Below are 17,803 nucleotides of genomic sequence, written 5' to 3'. Positions count from 1 at the left end.
GAAAGAGGGAATTATGAAAAAAATATTATTAGTAGACGGAAACTCATTATTGTTTAGAGCATACTATGCGAGTGCTTATGCAGGACCAATTTTAAAAACAAGCAATGGGATACCAACAAATGCTATTTATTCTTTTGCAAATATGCTGACAAGTTTAATAAGTGATAGAGATTATTTTGATGTTAAAGTTGCATTCGATAAATCAAAGAAAACTTTCAGACATGATAAATTAGAAAATTACAAAGCAGGTAGATCAGCAACTCCCGAAGATTTAATTCCCCAATTTCAAATAGTTAGAGAATTTTTAGATTCAGCAAACATTTCATGATGAGAAAAAGAAAATTATGAGGCGGATGACTTAATAGGTACAATGTCTAAAATAATTGAAAATCATTGTGAAGATTTTGAAGTAGAAATTTTGACAAGTGATAAAGATATGTTTCAATTAATTACTGATAAAACAAAAATATTATTGCCTAAAACAGGAACATCCAATTTAGAATTATTTGGTACAAATGAACTTTTAGAAAAATGAGAGGTTGCTCCGGCAAATGTTGTTGATTTAAAAGGGCTTATGGGAGATCCTTCAGATAATTTAAAAGGTGTTGAAGGTGTTGGTGAAAAAACAGCAATTAAATTATTAAAGGAATATAAAACTGTTGAAGGCATATACGAAAATATTGAATCTATTACAGGCAAGTTAAAAGAAAAACTAATTAATGGAAAAGAATCAGCATTTTTATGTAAAGAAATAGCAACTATAAATTGTGAAGTAGAAATTGAAGATTTAAAATTTGAACCAATTAATGTAAATCTTAACGGTCTTATAAACTTTTTAGAAAAATATGAAATGATTTCTTTAGTTAAAAGACTTTCAAGTAGAGTTGGAATAATTAATAAATTTGAGGCAAATTTACCAAAAGAAAAAACCTTATACAAACAATTAGAAAAGTGAAATAATGAATATGCATCTGAAATCAACTTTGTTTATGTTGAATCAATAGAAGAAAACTATCATAAGGGTGAAATATTAGGAATAGCAATTTCTAATGAAAAAGGTTTTTTCTATTTAAATAAATTCAAAAATGACAACGAACTTCAAAACTTTTTTTCAGAATTAAATTTTAAAAAAGCAACATATGATATTAAAAAAACAGCAACACTTTTAAAAAATAATAATATCGATTTCAATTATGATAGTTTTGTATATGATGCAATGGTTGCTTCATATGTTCTAAATCCTAATATCACATCTAGAATTCAAAATTTAGTAAACATTATTGAAACTGAATTATTTATTGAAGAAGACGAAATGATTTATGGAAAAGGCGCAAAACAAAATAAAGAAATTGAAGTTTCAACAAAGGCTGATTTTATTATTAGTAAATTAGAAATGTTAAAGACTACTTATAAACCAATATTAAATAAATTGAAAGAAGAAAATCAGTTTGATTTATATGAAAAAATTGAATTACCATTAGTTAAAGTTCTTTTTGAGATGGAACAAAAAGGTATTCTAATTGATAAGTTAGAACTTGATAAGCAAACAGCTAGAACTTTATCTCTTATTGAAGAATTAGAAGAAAAAATGAGAATTATTTTACAAGACCAAATAAGTTATGATTTTAATTTTAGTTCTCCAAAACAAATTAAAGAATTACTATTTGATCAAATAGGTTTACCTTCAAATAAAAAACAAAGTACTGACAGAGAAGCACTAGAAAAAATTGTTCATCTGCATCCAGTTGTTCAACTATTGTTAGAACACAGAAAATTAAATAAACTTTATTCAACTTACCTAAGAGGATTTGAAAAATTTATTTTTAAGGATAACAAAGTTCACACAATATTTAATCAAACCTTAACAAATACAGGAAGGTTATCTTCATCAGAACCAAATATTCAAAATATTTCTGTTAAAGATGAACTGCAAAAAGAAGCGCGTAAAATATTTATTTCTAACAATGATACAACGTTTTATAGTTTTGATTATTCACAAATAGAATTAAGAGTTTTAGCACAACTAGGTGAAGAAGACACTTTGTTAGATATTTTTAAAAATGATAGAGATGTACATGCTGAAGCGGCTAGAAAAATATTTGATTTAGGACAAGAAGATGTTATAACTAGTGATCAAAGAAGAATTGCCAAAGTATTTAACTTTGGAATAATTTATGGTTTAAGTGATTTTGGTTTAAGTAACGATTTAAAAATAAGTATTCAAGAAGCTAAAAAGTTTATAGAAGATTACTATAATTCGTTTCCAAAACTTATGATGTATAAAAATAATTTAGTAAATGAGGCAACTGTAAAAGGATATGCTGAAACTTATGCAAATAGAAGAAGAATAGTAAATGAGTTAACATCAACTAACTTCTTGGTTAAAAATTTTGGAAATAGAATAGCTGTTAATATGCCAATTCAAGGTACAGCAGCAGATATACTAAAAGTTGCTATGGTTGATATATTTGAGCAGTTTAAAAATAATAATTTAAATAGTTTTATGGTTGCTCAAATTCACGATGAAATTATTTTTGAAATATTTGAAAATGAAGAAAAGTTAGCAAATGAAATAATTGAAGAATGCATGAAAAATGCATTTAAAAAACTAGCTGTTATGGTTGGCAAAACAGCAGATGAAATTGTAATAAAACTTGAAGTTAATAAATCAAAAGGTAATAATTGATTTGAATTAAAATAAAAGGAGTGATTTAGATGCCTGAACTACCAGAAGTCAGAACGGTTGCAGTTTTTCTAAATAAGAAAGTTGCAAATCTTTCAATCTTAAATACTGAATGTTTTTTTGAAAAAATGATTTGAAGAAATGAAGTTAATGAATTTAAAAAAGAAGTATCTAATCAAAAAATATTAAGGGTTTTAAACTATGGTAAATACCTTATGTTTGAATTCAAAGATTGAATGATGATAAGTCACTTAAGAATGGAAGGAAAATGAAGTGTTTCACCTAAAGAAATTGATGTTTATAATAAGAACCATCTAAGATTACAGTTTGAATTGTCTAATGGTGAATATTTAAAATACTATGATTCAAGGAAATTTGGAACAATTGAAATTTGGAAAAAAGATGATTACCTTGAATTAAGCGGGATGGAGAAACTAGGTCCAGAACCGTTAAACAGTAAACCTTCTTTTCAATATTTAAAAGATAAAGCAGCTAAGTCAAATTCATTGATAAAAGCTTTTATTCTTGACCAAAGTGTTTTATGTGGAATTGGTAATATATATGCAAACGAAATTTTATTTGCAGCTAATATTCATCCAGAAAGAATCACTAAATCATTGTCTGATAAAGAAATTAATAAAATATTAAAAGCTTCAAATCAAATTTTAGAAAGAGCCATTAACTTGAAGGGAACTTCTATTCATAGTTACAAGTCTGGGGACGGAGAAATAGGACAATTTCAAAATGAATTAAAAGTGCATTTAAGAAAAGATGAAGAATGTTATGAGTGTGGGTCTAAAATTGTAAAAAAACAAGTAGCTGGACGTGGAACGTACTTTTGTAAAATTTGTCAACACTAACTTTTTGTGGGAATGTGGAAAACTTAAAATAAATCTATGTTTAACATAGGTTTTTTTTATGGTTATAAACACAACAAAATTTATTTAAAATATCTATAAAAAATATTAAATAATTTTATTTTATTTATTTTATATTTATATTTGTATTTGCAACAAGGGGGTATTAGTATGAACATTTTAAATCGTAAATATTTAATTCACTGATCTAAAGAATTATCAAAAATTGATCATGAAGTTTTATATAACCTATACCAACCTATCATTGGGGCTTCAGCAATTGGTCTTTACAATACTTTAATATTAGAAAGTAACTGAAGTAAAAAACTTAATTCATCACCATTCACTTTAGAAAGAATGGCATTAATAACTTCTTCATCAGAAAAACAATTGAAGAAAAATTTAGGAAAATTGACAAAGTTAAAACTAATTAAATGTTTTAAATCTAAAAAAAGCGGAAATATGGCAATTGTTTTAAATTTACCACTGTCTCCAAAGCAATTTTTTGAAAATGATGCAACAAGAGCATGGTTGCTAAAAAAAGTAGGAGAAGAGAATTTTGAATTGGCACACTTACAATTTAAAAATAGAGAATTTAACATAGATGATTTAGATTATGAGATAGATGATTCATTTGAAACAAATGATGAAAGCGAATTTGATTTTATTGATATCGAACAAGCAGTTGAGACTGCTAAAAAAGATGTTTACATTTGTGATGAAATGTTAAATTTATCAGATCTAAAAGGTCTATTAGTAAGAAAAGGAGTACTTATAGATTTTAATGAAAGCGTCAAATCTAATTTGGATGCATTATTAATAAAAAAAGAATTTACAATTGAATTTATAGCCGAATTATTAATTAATCATTACAAAAAAATTTCTAATGAAATAGACTGAATTTCTTTAAATAAAGAATTTAATGCTATATCGAGAGAAATTATTAAAAAAACATCTAGCTCAGATTTAACTGATGATGATATAAACATTATTAATAGTTTTAATTCTACTGAATGAATAAATTTTTACAATGAATGTATGGGAGTAGAAGCTAATCAAAATGTAGTTGACATAATTAGTTCACTTAAACTAAAATATAATTTAACAGATGGTATATTGAATTGTTTAATTAGTTATTCTTATTTAAAAAACGATAAAAAATTCATTTATAACTATGTTGTAAAAATAGTTGAAAGTTTAAAAGCAAAACAAATATCAACAACAAAAGAACTTTATATGTACTTAAAAAATGTAAGTAAAAAACACGAACAAAGTGCAGCTATAAAAGATAATGAAAATTCTATTTATGGAAGAAAACAGCCTATAAATGAATTTGTAATGGAAAAAAACATAGATATAGAATGGTAGGTCAAATATGGATATTCAAATTTTTAAAGATAATAAAGTTATTGCTAAGTTAATTGAAAATAGTAAAAGTGACGTCTATGAAATAACTGATGAAGTTTTAAAACAAAATTTTATTATTTTATTTGAATTCGTATCTGACTATACCGAATGTATAAGTGGTCCATTGAAAGAATGTAAACAAAGAATAAGAGGAAGACAATTAAATCTAACTTTTAAAAACTCTAATTTTTATTTAAGCTCATCACCATGTGCCCACTTTCTATATGAAAATAAAAACCAAGCAATTAAAAATAATTATATTTATAAAGATTTTAGTGTTGATCAATTCCCAAAAACAGTTAAAAATTATTTGGAGGATTTAAGAACAGAAAATTTTTTCAATGATGAAGAAATTGAGGAAAGAAAACTGTTAATTGAAAATTCAGGAAAGTTGATTGTGAACTATATTGAAGACAAAAATAACCTTGAAAGAAAAAATATAAAAGGCGTTTATCTTTATGGAAATCCTGGTATAGGAAAAACAACTATTTTTAAAACATTAGCAAACGAAGCAGCCAAAAGAGATGCAAAAGTTTTCTTTTGTACAGCACCTGATATTATTGAGAAATGCAAAGAACAATTTAGTAAAAACTCAGTTTCTTCTATTCCATACATTAATCAAATGAAAAAAGCAGACATTTTATTTATCGACGATTTTGCTGGTGAAATGGTATCAAGTTGAACTAGAGACAATTTATGATATATCATTTTAAATTACAGAATGAATAGAAAAAAACTTACTTTTATTTCTTCAAACTTCACTTTATATGAACTAGATAAAATTTATAATATTAATAAAAATAACAAAGAAATAGAGCTTATGAAAGTTGCAAGACTTAAAGAAAGAATAACAACATTAACAACATTTGCTACACTAAATGGAAAACACTCAAAAAGAACATAATTTTTTCAAAGATTTTTTGAAAAAATTGTTCTTTTTTGTTTAAGAGTGTAAAATTATTAATGTATAGATATTACAAGAGAGGATAAAATATATGTCAAAAAAAGTTGCAATTAACGGATTCGGAAGAATCGGACGTTTAACATTTAGACAATTATTCAACCAAGGAGTTGAAATCGTTGCTGTTAACGATTTAACAGATACAAAAACATTAGCTTACTTATTAGAATTTGACTCAGCACAAGGAAAATTCCAAGAAGGAAAAATTTCATACACAGATAACTCAATTATTGTTGATGGAAAAGAAATCAAAATCTTTGCTGAAAGAAATGCTGCTGATTTACCATGAGGTGAATTAGGTATTGATTTAGTAATCGAATCAACAGGATTCTACACAGATAAAGAAAAAGCATCAGCACACTTAACAGCTGGAGCAAAAAAAGTTATTATTTCAGCACCTGCTACAGGGGAAATGAAAACAATCGTTTATGGTGTAAACCACAAAAACTTATCTGCAGAAGACGTAATTATTTCAGGAGCTTCATGTACAACAAACTGTTTATCACCAGTTGCTAAAATTATGGATGAAAAATTTGGAATTGTTAAAGGAAAAATGGTTACTGTTCATGCTGTAACAAATGACCAAAAATTATTAGACTTACCTCATGGTGATTTAAGAAGAGGGCGTGCAGCAGCATGAAACATTGTTCCTTCAACAACTGGAGCAGCTAAAGCAGTTTCATTAGTATTACCAAACCTAAAAGGTAAATTAGATGGATACGCATTACGTGTTCCAACAATTACAGGATCAATTACAGACGTTACTTTACAATTAAGCAAAAAAACAACTGTTGAAGAAATCAACGCAACTGTTGAGGCAGCTATTAAAGCTGATGCTGAATTATCAAAAGCAATTAAATTTAATACACAACAAATCGTTTCAGGAGATACAATCGGATCATCATTCGGTTCAATCTTTGATGCAACATTAACAAAAATTACTGAAGTTGATGGTGAACAATTAGTTACTGTTTGTGCATGATATGACAATGAATCATCATACGTTTCACAATTAGTAAGAACAACAATTTACTTCATGGGATTATAATTCTAAGAATTATTAAATTTAAATACCCTTTAGGGTATTTTTTTTCTTATTAATTTTAATAATTTAGATAAAAGAGTTAAAATATATATTGTAAAGAAAAAAGAGGAGAATGGAATGAATTACAATTTGAAAAAAACATTAAAAGATATTAATGTAAAAGGAAAAAAAGTTTTAGTTCGTGTTGATTTTAATGTTCCATTAAAAGATGGAGTTATTACTGATGACAACCGTATTCAAGCTGCATTACCAACTATTAAATATTTGGTTGAAAATGATGCAAAAGTTATTTTATTTTCACACTTATCAAGAATTAAAAGTGAAGATGATAAAAAAACTAAATCATTAGCTCCAGTAGCAAAAAGATTAGAAGAGGTTTTAGGTCAATCAGTAATCTTTGTTAACCAAACAAGAGGAACTGAGTTAGAATCAGCTATAAGCGTTTTAAATGAAAAACAAGTTTTATTATTTGAAAACACTCGTTTTGAAGATGTTAAGAATGGTGAAGTTGTAAAAGCTGAATCAAAAAACGATCCAGAATTAGGAAAATACTGAGCAAGTCTTGGAGACGTATTTATTAATGATGCATTTGGTACAGCACACCGTGCTCATGCTTCAAACGTAGGTATTGCTTCAAACATATCTGAATCAGCATTAGGTTTCTTAGTACAAAACGAAATCGAAATGTTGGGAAAAGGAATTGATGCACCAGAAAGACCTTTCGTTGCAATTTTAGGAGGAGCTAAAGTTTCTGATAAAATTGGTGTTATTGACAACTTGTTAAGTAAAGTTGACAAAATCTTAATTGGTGGAGGTATGACTTATACATTCCACAAAGCAATGGGATTGGAAATTGGAAACTCTTTATTAGAAGCTGATAAAGTTGAATTAGCAAAAGAATACTTAGAAAAAGCTAATGGAAAAATTATGTTACCAGTTGATAGTTTATGTGCACCTGAATATGCTGATGTTGCTCCAACATTATGTGGAGAAAATGTTCCAGCAGGAATGATGGGGTTAGATATAGGACCTAAAACTATTGAAATGTACGAAAAAGAATTAGCAAACGCAAAAACTGTTGTTTGAAATGGACCAATGGGAGTTAGTGAATTTGAAAACTTCAAAGCTGGTACCGTTGCTGTTTGTGAAGCCGCTGCAAAACGTAAAGCTGATGGAGGATTCACTTTAATTGGTGGAGGAGACTCAGCTGCGGCTGCAATTAAATTAGGATTTAAAGATGAATTCTCATGAATTTCTACTGGTGGTGGAGCTTCATTAGAATACATGGAAGGTAAAGAATTACCTGGAATTGCTGCAATTCAAAACAAATAATTAACTTAATAAACAAAATCAGACTTTTCAAAAGTCTGATTTTTTTATGCTCTTGATTGTTTAATTAAAATGAAAAGAATCTTAATTGTAGAAATAAATAATATTATATTAATCACATATTTAGCTAATGTAACTCCAAACCCAACTCATAAAAGCATATTTCAATATCCACTATCATTGTCAGACAAGTAATACATATTAAATATGAAAGAGTCATTACATAGCATAGAAATAAAACCAGATACAAGCATTGAAATAAAGCCAGCTACGCATATCAAATATGCAAACACTCTAATCTGATTTTTAAATTCAAATCTCAAAAGAATAAGTTTTTTAAGGAAAAACAAAACTATTGCAAAGATCGTTAAGAATACCATATCAGAAATCATCATTGAAAGTAAACCAATTGGTTCGCTACCAAGCAATAACCTAAATCAGATGGCACTAATAGATAAAATGGATGCATATAAATAGTTTGAACATAAATAAATAATTAATATTACGAAAAAAGATATTTCAATTGTATAAACACCAACAATCATTGGTATAGCTATACCCATTATTATTTTAGAAATAATTGTCATTAAAATTTCAAAAGCAAATAACATTGAAAGAAGTGCAACTTTTCTTATATTAAGTCTAAAAGTATCACTAAAAACTTCTTTTCAGTTTTTAAAATTTATTTCTGCAAAATCATATTTATAATTTCATATTTTATACTTTTTATTCACTAGTTTTACCTCCATGCAATAAAAAAATCGCTTATTTAACAAGCGAGGCGGACAGCAAAAAAAGTAAACAAAAAATGTTTATCTTCTGCTGACATTTTCTACCATCCGGACTATACCGTCGGTTTCAGAATTTCACTGAATCAACCTGTTAAGGTTCATGGACTATTACCATCGGTAAGGAATTACACCTTGCCCCGAAAATGTTATATTCTTATTATATAAAATAATAACTTTTTTTGTTTTATATAATAATAAAAGAAAACTAAAGTTATAAAATATAATAAGATACAGGAGAAATAAAAAAATGAAAAATTGTAATTATTGTAAGCAGTCTATAAAACCATATCAATTGAGTAGAAGCGGTCAAATTTCAAGTGGTGCAGTTTACACACCTAATAATTCAAACATAGGTTTTGTAACAACTGGTGCAAGAATATATACTAGTCATATGGGATGTTTCAAAACATTAAATAAAAAATACTGACCATGAGCGATTTTAGCTTTACTTTGTTTTATAATTGCGTGTTCTTTATTTATTCCGGGCATTATTAATATTTTTGACTACAAAAGTTACAATTGAAAAACTGGTGAACAAATTATAGATTTAGCTAAAAAATCTAAAGGAATTACTGAACTTGTATTTGCTGGCATATTAACAGCAGGAGCAATCTTATTTATTACAGTAGGATATTTTTATTCATTATCTTTTGTTAAAGACGGACAACATGCCAATGACTATATTGATGAAGAAGCTAAACTTATTTATGATGCTGCTTTTAAAAAAGCTAAAGAGGAGTTAAAATAGTGAAAAATAACGCAGATAAAGTAATTGAAGTTTTAGACATGACTAAAATTAACATAGAAGAAGTAAATGATAAATTAAATAAAGGTTATACAATTTTAATGGCTTTTGAAAAAGGTGAAAATGTAACAAAATCAATTCAAGATGGATGAAGTGGATATTTAAATGCTAAAGTTGAACTAAAAGAAGAAAAAGAAAATTGTGGTATTTGTGGTTGTGGTAAACCAGCAAACATTTTGGTTTATGTTTGAAGATAAAAAAAAGCGGATTTTAATCCACTTTTTTTATGCATTTTGTTGTTGAACTCTTGCTTCATCAACTTTTTCAAAGTTATTAATTTTAATAACTTGTTCTTTTGATCAAAGACCTGAAATAATTTTTGAATACATTGATACAACTCATGTAACATATCAAATTTCAAAACCAATTCTTGAAAATGCTAAGAATATTGCAAAAACTTTGAAGAATCCATCATAACGATTCATATAACTGAATGATTGGAAAATTACACCAATTAATCTAAAGATTGCCATTATAATTAAGAACACTAATTCTAATGTTGCAATAATTGTGAAAATTACACCAACAATTTGCATTGTATAACCTTGTAAATTTTTTTCTTTCATTAAATCTGATGAATTATTTCTTGAAAACAATCCAAATCCTAAAACACCAATTAAAAATCCAACAATTGATAATGTAATTGCTAAGAAACCAATTAATCCAAATTCGTTGGTTGTATCGATTAATTCGCTAAAAGTAATTCCAGTTGATAAAGTAATTGAAATAAATGATACTAAAAATAATGTAAAGCCAATTAGCATTGTTAAACCTAAGTGTTTTGCTAAGAAAGCTCTTGGATTCATTGATGATTGAGTTTCAATGTTTGGCATTGAAGTTAAGATAAAAGGTGTAATTAATCCTCCAACTCCAACACTTAAAACTGCTAGTATATATCTATTAGCAATGATTTCTTCATCAGATGCTTTATTTAAATAACTAATAATTACATAAGCTGAATAAATTGATTTTCATAAGAAATATATTTCAATACCTATTATTAATGAACTTCAAGTAACTGTAGTTGGATCTCCTGAAGCTAAGAACTCATCGCTTGAGAAAAAGTAAATTGTCATTATTAATATAAGGGCAGTAACAGCTGTTCCTAATATTTGAGCAAACTTTATGAACCCTCTAGGAATATAACTTCTACCATAATTTCTATTTATAGCCATATTTGATAATCTCCTTTCATGGTTAGATTAATTATAATATTTTTATTTATAAATGTATAAGTTAATAAAAAAAACGATCTAATCGTTTTTTATTTTTTGTTCAATATAACTGGAATAATTAATGGATTTCTGCGTTTTGTTTTAAAAATGTAAGGTGAAAGTGATTGTTTAATTGCTTTCTTAATTGCCCCAAAAGTTGGTTTAGAAGAATTTAATACTTCATTTATTGCTTCTGTAACAATTGTAATTGCCTCACTAATAATATTTCCTGAATCTTTTACATAAAAACTTCCACGTGAAATTATTCTTGGCGCACATAATAGTTTGTTGGTTTGTGAGTCAATTGAAACAACAACTGATATTAATCCATCTTTACTTAAAATATCACGTTCTCTAATTATATTTGAAGCATGAGCAGTCATATCTTTTCCATCTACATAAATTGCATCAGCGTCAACTCGTTTACCAATTTGAGCATTACCTTGTAATAATTCTAATTGATCACCATTCGCCATTACAAATCCATGCCCAGGTCTTAAATTTACTGATTCAGCTGTTTCGATGTGTTTTTTTAACATTCTGAATTCACCATGCATTGGCATAAAATAATTAGGTCTTAATAATGTAAATAATAATTTTTGTTCTTCTTGACTAGCGTGACCAGAAGTATGAATTCTATTGTTTGGTGAAGATTCAATAACATTAGCGCCTATTCTAGTTAATCTATTAATTAAGATTTCAACATCAGCTCTATTTCCTGGAATTGGTGATGATGAGAAAATTACAGTGTCACCAGGAATTATTGAAATAGATTGGTGTCTATTTGTAGCAATCCTTGAAAGTGCAGCCATCGGCTCACCTTGACTACCTGTTGAGATAATCATAATTTTATTAGCCGGATATTTATCAATATCATTAGCTTTAATAAACATTTTGTCATTAATTTTTAAGTGACCCATTTGACGAATTATTTTAATAATTCTTTCAATAGATCTACCAAGGATAACAACTTTTTTATCATATTTATTAGCTAATTCAACAATTTGTTGAATACGGTGAACGTTTGAGGCAAAAGTTGTAATAAAGATTCTTCCTTTTGCTTTTAAGAAAAGTTTATCAATGTTTTCAATGATTCCTTTTTCACCAGGTGTATAACCTTCAACCTCAGCATTTGTTGAGTCTGACATCAAAAGTTCAATCCCTTTATCACCCATACTTGCTAATTTACTCAATTCGGCAAAGTGTCCTAAAGGTGACCAGTCAAATTTATAATCCCCTGTTGAAAAAATATTTCCATTAGGAGTTTCAACTAAAATACCAAATGCATCTGGAATAGAGTGGTTTAAAGCAGCATAACTAACACGTAAGTTTTTGGTTGCTCAAATATCATCAGCAACATATTCTTTAACAATTGTTTTATCTGTTAATTTGTGTTCTTTTAATCTGTCTCTAATTAGGGCAGCAGCTAATTCAGGTGCATAAATAACAGGTATATTAACTTGTTTAACTAAATAGTGTATTCCACCAATGTGATCCTCATGCCCATGAGTAATAAATAAAGCTTTAATTTTTGATTCATTTTCTTTTAAATATGAGTAATCAGGAATAACAGCGTTAATTCCTAACATTGAATCATCAGGAAACTTAACTCCTGCGTCAATCATGATAATTTCATTTTCATGTTCTATACAGTAAGTGTTCTTACCAATTTCTTCAAGCCCACCCAAAGCAAACACTTTAGTTGGTGATTCAGTTTTAATATATTTTCTTTGAACTTCTTTTTGTTTAAAAACAAAAGGTTCAAAATCTTCTTTTTCAATAATTTGATTTGTAGAAATATTTTTTTCCTTTTCCATTTTTCCTCCATTTACATAAAATAAACATACATAAACATAACTTATGTTTTAACTATTAAATTTTTTTCTAATTATTAATTAAAATATAATGATTTAACATTCAAATATGTATTTTGCTTTTTTGTTAAATTGATATTATCACAAATTAAAGGATAACTCAATCATCACCAATAAACTCAGGATCTTCTTTATTTATGTGATCATAGTATAGATTACCAATATTGTGATCCATTTCATGTTGAAAAACAATAGAACGGTAGTCTTTAAGTTTTAATTCAATTCATTCTTTTTTTAATCAATCAAATCCTTTAACAGAAATTATTCAGGCTCTTGGAACTATTCCATGTTTATCTTCATCAACACTTAAACATCCTTCACCTTCTTCAAGAGCAGCTAATCTTGAAGACTTAGCGATGTATTCAGTGTTGATCATTGCATATTCTTCAATTTTGTCATTAGGTAAATTAAATCTGATGTAAAACATGTCTTTATTGACCCCAATTTGTGGAGCAGCTAGCCCCACAGCAGGTCTTAAATAGTCTTCTTTGCCTTCATAGTTAAATTTTTCATCTTGACTAGCAACAACAAAATCAATTAATTTTTTCATTGTTAATTCTTCGTCTTCAGTTAAATTATTAACATCATTAACTTTTGAAGAAACAGATCTAATAATTTCTTTGTTATCATCTTTTGTAAGTCATTTGTTTGTTGGTATTTCAGTTTGTAATAAATAATTTTTAATGCTCATTTTATTCCTTTCATAATTTAAAAAAATATATATTTTTGCTTTTAAATATTATATATGAAATTTAATTTAAAAAAATTACTGCATATATTGATAAGTAGTTAAAAGAATAAATAACAAAAAAATACCTTTTAGTGTAAAATATATATAGTTATATTCAAGAGAGGTGAAAGAATGTTAGTTTCATTTATTATATCTAGTCAAGCTAGAGAAGAAAAATTATTTAAAACAATTAATACATTAAAAAAACAAACTAATGACTCATATGAGCTAATTATAATAGTTGATGAACCAAACATAGAAAAAGAAGCTATAGATTTTGTTAGAGATCAATTTATTGAAAACGACAAAATCATATTAATTTTTAATTCTAAAGGTCAAGGGGAATCTTTAAACTGAAATAATGCAATTGAACTAGCTCGTGGAGAGTACGTTTCCTTCTTAAAAGAAGGAGACTTAATTAATGAAAACTATGTTCAAAAAGTTCAAGACATTATTGAATCAAGTGAAAACAAAATAGATTTAATTGAAGTTCAATATGAACAATCAAATTTATTTGAAGGTGAAACACAACCTTTATTAGAAACAAATAAATTATACGATTTACAAGAAAATAGAGAAGTTTTTGCTTACATAACTCAAGAAATATATGGTAAATTATTCAGAAGTAAATTTATTAAAGACTTTAGAATTACTTTTAAAAAAAATGTTAGATTTGATATGTTATTTTTATTCATGTCACTTGCTCATTCAAGAAACTTTTACTTATCAGGAGATTCTTTATTTAAACACAAAGTATCTGTACCAAAATATTCAATCTTCGATATTGTTAACCAATGACCTCATGTTTTAAATTACTACAGAAGAATAGGAACATACAAAGAATTTAAAGATGAATTAAACTATGCAGCAAATTACTGTATGGCTTATAACTTCTTGAACTTATCAAAAAGAATCAAAAATCCTGTTATTAACAAAAAAGCTATTTTATTTGTTAATACAAAACTTGATAGAAAAGTAAAAGAATTCACTACACAAAATGCAATTTTCTTAGAAAACGCAAATCCAGACTTCACAATCAGAATGGAAAATTTCAATAGCTTTATTAATGAACAACTTAAAAAAATAGGATAGTTGTTATGTTAGAAGTAAAAAAAACTGTTGATATAAATTATGAATTATCTAAGGTAGAAAAAAATGCATTAAGGGAAAATGAATTTTATTTACCAAGTTTATGAAAAGTATTTTTTGCAAGACTTACAGATTTAATTATTAGTTCTTTATTATTTTTAATTTTAGGATATATTTTTAAAGATCAAGCTAAGGAAGGTAATTGAATTTTCTTATTTATAATTTTTTCAACAGCTTTAATATGAAATTTTTCCTACTTTGTTTTATTTCCCTATTTTTTAAAGGGTAAAACAGTAGGAAAAATTATTTTTAAAATAAAGCTAGTGAAATTTAAAGTAGACGAAAAAATAAGATTTAAAGATGTATTTGAACGCGAATTATGATTCATTTTAATGCCTTGATGCCTATTATATTTAGGTAATATTTTATTTTTATTCTTAATGATGAAATATGATGAAACTAAAAATGATATTTTTGTTAATTCAGGTTACATAATTTATCAATTGAATTATTGAATTTTTATGATTTGAAACGTAGCGATAGGATTATCAATTAAACTACAAAAAAATCATCAATCATCTGTAGACATGAAAAACAAAATAATTGTTGTTTTAGAAAAATCAAAACAAATAAAAAGGTATGCCAAAATATCAGATAAATCTGTTCTGCAAGAAACACCAGGTAAATTTAGCGAAGAAATATTGAATCAAATTGGTAATTCTGAAGAAAAGGAATTTTACAGTTCGATACAAGTTGATAAACCAAGCCTAACTGAGAACTTAAAACTTGAAAAGAAAAATCAAAAACAAATTGATCAAAAAGAAAAAGGAGAAAGTCATGAATAATTTATTAGTGCAATTAAATGAACAACAATTGGCGGCTGTAACAATCACAGATAAACCGTTGAGAATAGTTGCAGGAGCAGGTTCAGGAAAAACTAAAGTTATCACAACTAAAATTGCATATTTAATAGATAAATTAAAAATGCCTCCCTATAAAATACTTGCTGTTACATTTACAAATAAAGCAGCTAGAGAAATGCGTGATAGAGTTGCAAAAATTATACCTGATTTAACAAGTAACCCACATATTTCAACATTTCATGCTTGATGTTCAAGAGTTTTAAGAGAAGATTTTGAACTAATCGGACTAAATAAAAACTTTTTAATCATTGATCAAGGAGATCAAATTGCAATCATTAGAAGCTTAATAAATGAACACTTCAGTCATTTAACAGAATTAAAAAAATATACAGAGAAGAAAATAATTTACAGAATAGGAAATTGAAAAAATGATTTAATTTCACCAATTGAAGCAATGGAAGAATGCTACAGTGGACTTGAAAGAGCAATTGCAACACTATACCAAAAGTATGAAGATTACTTAAAAACAATAAATTCAATTGATTTTAATGACTTGCAAGTATTGGTATTTAAACTTTTTAATGAGTACCCTGAAGCTCTTGAAAAATGAAGAAATAGATATGATTATGTTATGGTAGATGAGTTTCAAGATACAAATGATTTACAATTTGATTTAATTAAGTTTTTAACAAGAGATAAGAATAATTTAACTGTTGTTGGAGACCCAGATCAAACTATTTATTCGTGAAGAGGAGCTAAAGTAGATATTATTTTAAACTTTACAAAAGCTTTCTCAAATGGGGTAAGTATCACACTAAATCAAAATTATAGATCAACTCAAAAAATATTAGATTTAGCAAATGATTTTATCAATAATAACAAGAATCGTGAAGCAAAAGATATTTTTACAAATAATGCTTCAGGTGATTTACCTATAGTTAAAGAATGCGAAACAAGAAATGATGAAGCAAGATATGTGACATTAAAGATTAAAGAATTAATTAGTGAAGGATATGAATATAAAGATATCTTTGTTTTATATAGACTTAATGCATGATCACAAGAATTTGAAAAAGAATTTCAAAACAATAAAATACCTTTTCAATTAATTGGAGGAATTCGTTTTAAAGATAGAAAAGTTATTAAAGAGGCAAATGCATTTTTGAGAACATTGGCTACTCAAGACGAACAGGCTGTTGAAAGAGTTTTAAAAAGTATTCCAAAAGTCGGTGATGTAACAATTAAGAAACTTAAAGAAAAAGCAAACGATATGAATGTATCACTTTATGATTTAATTGTTAACGAGGATGAATTACATATCAATCAAGTCTCAAAACATTTAACAACTATAAGAAATGTACTTTCAAAATCTGTTAATGTTTACAAAGAAAGCAAAAATATTAGAATAACATTACAATATATGCTTGTTGAGTCTGGTTATATGCAGAAATTAATCGATACAGAAAAAAAAGAAGATATAAGCTACATTGAATCATTATATGACCAATTAGAAAACTTTGATAAATCTTATCAACCAGCTGACTTTGAAGAAAATTCAATTGAAAAAATTGTTTCATATTTACAAGAAGAAGCTTTATTAAATTCTGATGCAGATGATATTGAAGCTCAAAAAGTAACTTTATTAACAGTGCATGCAGCAAAAGGTTTAGAAAATAAAGTTGTTTTTGTTGTTGGGTTAAATCAGGATGTATTCCCCGGAAGATTATCAGCTAACTCTGCTAAAGAAATAGAAGAAGAACGTAGAACTTTATATGTAGCTATTACTCGTGCTGAAGAAAAAGTATTCATTACATACATAAAAGGGGAATTTTCATTTATTTCTCAATCAGAATTAGCACCTTCAAAATTCATTAAAGAGTTTGATCAAGATTTATATCACTTTGAAGGTAAGTATCAAAAAAGTTCAAACCCATTTGCAAACATTAGCCATCTTGGAAAAACTAACTCAAGCTTGCAAAATAAAGCAAATATAGGTTATGAAAAAAATGATATCATTGAACATATGATTTTTGGAGATGGTGTAATTGTTGAAATAAATGGACAAACTATGAAAGTAGCTTTTAGTTCAAGTTATGGAATTATGCCTATATCTGTTAATGATTCAACTATATCAAAGAAAAATTAATTTAACAAG

Annotated in this window: 15 protein-coding genes and 1 riboswitch; of the genes, 11 read left to right on the top strand and 4 right to left on the bottom strand. The window is 26.8% G+C overall.

Annotation, left to right across the window (positions count from 1 at the left end; all coding sequences use genetic code 4):
* Positions 1–13: 13 nt before the first annotated feature.
* From polA to MCOLE_RS03145, 6 genes are all read left to right on the top strand, one after another.
* Entirely contained in the window at positions 14–2,701 is a 2,688-nt protein-coding gene (polA, locus tag MCOLE_RS03170; RefSeq protein ID WP_100671370.1) for a DNA polymerase I, read from the top strand.
* A gap of 14 nt (positions 2,702–2,715) precedes the next feature.
* Entirely contained in the window at positions 2,716–3,543 is an 828-nt protein-coding gene (gene mutM / locus MCOLE_RS03165; RefSeq protein WP_100671368.1) for a DNA-formamidopyrimidine glycosylase, read from the top strand.
* Between the two features lie 168 nt (positions 3,544–3,711).
* Positions 3,712–4,908, top strand: a complete 1,197-nt coding sequence (locus MCOLE_RS03160) for a DnaD domain protein (protein ID WP_100671366.1) — start codon at positions 3,712–3,714, stop codon at positions 4,906–4,908.
* A 7-nt stretch (positions 4,909–4,915) separates the two neighbouring features.
* Complete coding sequence (locus tag MCOLE_RS03155; RefSeq protein ID WP_100671364.1) at positions 4,916–5,851, top strand: AAA family ATPase; 936 nt, start codon at positions 4,916–4,918, stop codon at positions 5,849–5,851.
* 91 nt (positions 5,852–5,942) lie between these two features.
* Positions 5,943–6,956 (top strand): type I glyceraldehyde-3-phosphate dehydrogenase, encoded by a 1,014-nt coding sequence (gene gap / locus MCOLE_RS03150; RefSeq protein WP_099651424.1) that lies wholly within the window; start codon positions 5,943–5,945, stop codon positions 6,954–6,956.
* Positions 6,957–7,070: 114 nt separating this feature from the next.
* Positions 7,071–8,285 (top strand): phosphoglycerate kinase, encoded by a 1,215-nt coding sequence (locus MCOLE_RS03145; protein ID WP_100671363.1) that lies wholly within the window; start codon positions 7,071–7,073, stop codon positions 8,283–8,285.
* Between the two features lie 44 nt (positions 8,286–8,329).
* On the opposite strand, the gene MCOLE_RS03140 is transcribed toward MCOLE_RS03145, so the two are convergent.
* Positions 8,330–9,016, bottom strand: a complete 687-nt coding sequence (locus MCOLE_RS03140) for an ECF transporter S component (protein ID WP_100671361.1) — start codon at positions 9,014–9,016, stop codon at positions 8,330–8,332.
* An 89-nt stretch (positions 9,017–9,105) separates the two neighbouring features.
* A riboswitch (FMN riboswitch) is annotated at positions 9,106–9,222 on the bottom strand.
* Positions 9,223–9,320: 98 nt separating this feature from the next.
* Here MCOLE_RS03140 and MCOLE_RS03135 point away from each other — a divergent pair.
* Together MCOLE_RS03135 and MCOLE_RS03130 are read left to right on the top strand one after the other, a co-directional pair.
* On the top strand, positions 9,321–9,821 hold the full coding sequence (locus MCOLE_RS03135; protein ID WP_100671359.1) for a hypothetical protein: 501 nt from the start codon (positions 9,321–9,323) through the stop codon (positions 9,819–9,821).
* Complete coding sequence (locus tag MCOLE_RS03130; RefSeq protein ID WP_100671357.1) at positions 9,821–10,075, top strand: hypothetical protein; 255 nt, start codon at positions 9,821–9,823, stop codon at positions 10,073–10,075. Before MCOLE_RS03135 ends, MCOLE_RS03130 begins: the two co-directional genes overlap by 1 nt.
* Positions 10,076–10,102: 27 nt before the next feature.
* Here MCOLE_RS03130 and MCOLE_RS03125 read toward each other — a convergent pair whose 3' ends face one another.
* The 3 genes from MCOLE_RS03125 to def form a co-directional block, all read right to left on the bottom strand.
* Positions 10,103–11,053, bottom strand: a complete 951-nt coding sequence (locus tag MCOLE_RS03125; protein ID WP_100671355.1) for a hypothetical protein — start codon at positions 11,051–11,053, stop codon at positions 10,103–10,105.
* An 89-nt stretch (positions 11,054–11,142) separates the two neighbouring features.
* Positions 11,143–12,909, bottom strand: a complete 1,767-nt coding sequence (locus MCOLE_RS03120) for a ribonuclease J (protein WP_100671353.1) — start codon at positions 12,907–12,909, stop codon at positions 11,143–11,145.
* Between the two features lie 145 nt (positions 12,910–13,054).
* Entirely contained in the window at positions 13,055–13,657 is a 603-nt protein-coding gene (def, locus tag MCOLE_RS03115) for a peptide deformylase (protein ID WP_100671351.1), read from the bottom strand.
* Positions 13,658–13,828: 171 nt separating this feature from the next.
* Between def and MCOLE_RS03110 the strand changes: the two genes are divergently transcribed.
* Genes MCOLE_RS03110 through MCOLE_RS03100 form a run of 3 tightly spaced genes read left to right on the top strand, consistent with a single transcriptional unit; the run spans position 13,829 to position 17,794 of the window.
* Entirely contained in the window at positions 13,829–14,788 is a 960-nt protein-coding gene (locus MCOLE_RS03110; protein WP_100671349.1) for a glycosyltransferase, read from the top strand.
* A gap of 5 nt (positions 14,789–14,793) precedes the next feature.
* Positions 14,794–15,630, top strand: a complete 837-nt coding sequence (locus MCOLE_RS03105) for an RDD family protein (RefSeq protein WP_100671347.1) — start codon at positions 14,794–14,796, stop codon at positions 15,628–15,630.
* A complete protein-coding gene (locus MCOLE_RS03100; protein ID WP_100671345.1) occupies positions 15,623–17,794 on the top strand; it encodes an ATP-dependent helicase in 2,172 nt (723 codons plus the stop codon). Before MCOLE_RS03105 ends, MCOLE_RS03100 begins: the two co-directional genes overlap by 8 nt.
* The last annotated feature ends 9 nt before the right edge of the window (positions 17,795–17,803 follow it).

The sequence above is a fragment of the Mesoplasma coleopterae genome (assembly GCF_002804245.1).
GTDB classification, from domain to species: Bacteria; Bacillota_I; Bacilli_A; order Mycoplasmatales; family Mycoplasmataceae; genus Mesoplasma; species Mesoplasma coleopterae.
The sequence above is the reverse complement of the archived record's forward strand: the minus strand, read 5'-3'. Positions and strand labels throughout refer to the sequence as shown.